Origin of the sequence: Mycobacterium sp. E2497 (assembly GCF_001668695.1) — a bacterium.
Classification (GTDB): Bacteria; Actinomycetota; Actinomycetes; order Mycobacteriales; family Mycobacteriaceae; genus Mycobacterium.
In genome coordinates, this window is sequence record NZ_LZKD01000059.1 from 1 (window position 1) to 3,153 (window position 3,153).

Genomic DNA, 3,153 nt, shown 5'->3' on the forward strand with positions numbered 1-3,153 from the left:
CGACTCCTTCTTCGACCTGGGCGGCGACAGCATCTCCTCGATGCAGGTGGTGACGCGGGCCCGCGCCGCCGGCCTGATCTGCCGGACGCGCGACATCTTCGTCGAGCAGACCGTCGCCCGGCTGGCCCGGGTGGCCGATGTCGCTGACGCGCGCGCCGACGTGGCGGACGAGGGCGTGGGCCCGGTGCCGGCCACCCCGATCATCCGCTGGCTGCAGGGCGTGCAGGGTCCGGTCGACCAGTTCAACCAGGCGATGTTGGTCCAGGCCCCGGCCGGGGTCGATGTGCCCGACGTGCTGGTGGTGCTGCAGGCGCTGCTGGATCGGCACGCCATGCTGCGGCTACGTGTTGACGACGGGTGGTCGCTGACGGTGCCCGAGCCGGGTGCGGTGGACGCCGCCGACTGCCTGCACACCGTGGAGGTGTTGTCCGACGCGGCGGTGCTCGAGGCGCGGTCGCGGCTGAACCCGGCCGAAGGGGCGATGCTCAGCGCGCTGTGGGTCACCGCGACCGCCCAGCTGGTGGTGATCATCCACCACCTGGCCGTCGACGGCGTGTCGTGGCGAATCCTGTTGGAGGACTTGAACATCGCCTGGGCGCAGCACCGGCTGGGCCAACCGGTGGCGTTGCCGCCGGCGGGGACGTCATTCGCGCGGTGGGCGGCGCAGCTGGCCGAGCGCGCCAACGCCCCGGACGTCGTGGACCAGCTGGACACCTGGAGGCAGGTGGCGGCGACGCCCGCGGCGCTGCCCGCGGTGCGACCCGAGGTGGACACCTTCGCCGCCGCCGGGCAGCTCTCGGTGGAGCTGGACGCCGAGACCACCGGCATGCTGCTCGGTGAGGTGCCCGCGGCGTTCCACGCCGGCGTCCAGGACATCCTGCTGATCTCGTTCGCCCTGGCGCTGGTCGAATTCCTGGGCCCCCGCGTCGAGGCCGGCGCGCCGATCGGCATCGACGTCGAAGGCCACGGCCGCCACGAGGAGCTGGGCCGCGACGTCGACCTGTCGCGCACCGTAGGGTGGTTCACCGCCAAGTACCCGGTGTCCTTGGTGACGGGTGAATTACCTTGGGCGCAAATCGTTTCCGGGGGTCCATCGCTGGGCGCGGTGATCAAGGACGCCAAGGAACAGCTGCGCGCCCTGCCCGATTCACTGACCTACGGGCTGCTGCGCTACCTGAACACCGAGGCCGGCCTGGACGGATCCGACCCGCCGATCGGGTTCAACTACCTGGGCCGGCAGGGCGGCGCCGGTGAGCTCACCGACGAGATGTGGTGCCCCGTGCCGGGCTCGGTCACCGGCGCGGCAGCGGCGATCCCGATGCCGCTGATGCACACCCTGGAGCTCAACGCGGCCACCGTCGACACCGAGGCCGGCCCGCGCCTGCAGGCGCATTGGACGTGGGCGCCGTCGGCGCTGGAGGACGGGCAGGTCAGCCGGCTGAGCCGGTTGTGGTTCGAGGCCCTGGCCGGGATCTGTGCCCACGTGCGATCCGGGGGTGGCGGGTTGACGCCGTCGGACGTCGCGCCCGCCCGCCTCAGCCAGAAGCAGATCGACCAGCTGCAACGGCAATGCCACATCGCCGACGTGCTGCCGCTGACCCCGGTCCAGCAGGGCCTGCTCTTTCACGCCAACACCATGCGGGACGCCGGCGACCTCTACGCCGGCCAGCTCGACATCAGCATCACCGGCCCGCTCGACCCCGACCGCCTGCGCGACGCCGTGCACGCGGTGGTCCGGCGGCATCCGAACCTGGTGGCACGATTCTTCGACCAGTTCGACGAGCCGGTGCAGGTCGTGGTGGCCGAGCCCGAGCCGGCCTGGCAGTACCTGGAGCTGGGCGCCGACGTCGACGCGCACGTCGAGCGGCTCTGCGCCGCCGAACGCGCCGCCGTCTGCGACCTCGTCAACCAGTCGCCCTTCCGGGTGGCCTTGATCCGCACCGCCGCTGACCGCCACCGGCTGGTGCTGACCAACCACCACATCGTGCTCGACGGCTGGTCGATGCCGATCCTGCTCGGCGACATCTTCGCCGGCTACTACGGACAACGCCTGCCCGCGGCGGCGCCCTACCGCGACTTCGTCGGCTGGCTGGCCGCCCGCGACCGCGACGCCGCCCGCGCCGCCTGGGGCGAGGTGTTCGCCGGCTTCGACACCCCGGCCCTGGTCGGCCGCCAAGACCGGCTGCAGCCGGGCGCGCAAGGCGTCCACACGCTCAGCCTGCCGGCCGATCTCACCCGCGCCGTCGGTGAACTCGCACGCTCCTGCCACACCACCGTCAACACGGTGCTGCAGGCCGCCTACGCGCAACTGCTGTGCTGGTTGACCGGCCAGCACGATGTCGCCTTCGGCACGACGGTCTCGGGCAGACCGGCCGAACTCTTGGGTGCGGAATCGATGGTCGGGCTCATGATCAACACCGTGCCGGTGCGCGCGAAGCTCAGCCCGACGACCACCGCGGCCGACCTGCTCGAGCAGCTGCAGGGCGCCAACAACCACACCTTCGACCACCAGCACTTGGCGCTCAACGACATTCACCGCATCGTCGGCCAGGACAAGCTTTTCGACACGCTGTTCGCCTACGAGAACTATCCGATCGACGCCGCCGCCTTGTCGGGCGATCAGGAGTTGTCCATCACCGACATCGCCAGCCGGGAGTCCACTCACTACCCGCTGACCATTCAGGCCCAGCCGGGACACGAACTGCGCCTACGTGTCGAATACGACACCGACATATTCGACGCGGACGCCGTGGAGACGTTGATCGAGCGGCTGCGGCGGGTGCTGCTGGCCATGACGACCGAACCAGGGCGGCCGTTGTCGGCGATTGACGCGCTGGACGCCGGTGAACACCGCAGGCTGGACGAAATCGGTAACCGGGCCGTCCTGACCGAGGCGTGGGCGTCGGCGTCGATTCCGGTGTTGTTCGCCGGGCAGGTGGCGCGCCGGCCTGGGGCGGCGGCGGTGACGTTTGAGGGTCGTTCGGTGACGTATCGGGAGTTGGATGAGGCGTCGAACCGGTTGGCGCACTTGTTGATTGGCCGGGGTGCGGGCCCGGGTGAGGCGGTGGCCCTGCTGTTCGGCCGTTCGGCCGAGGCGATTGTGGCGATCTTGGGTGTGCTGAAGTCGGGGGCGGCGTATTTGCCGATCGATCC

Annotated in this window: 1 protein-coding gene; it reads left to right on the forward strand. The window is 70.6% G+C overall.

Annotated features, from left to right (window positions below; translation table 11 throughout):
* Positions 1-3,153 (forward strand): condensation domain-containing protein (locus A5713_RS04615; RefSeq protein ID WP_156751746.1); only part of this gene is annotated, 3,153 nt, incomplete at both ends.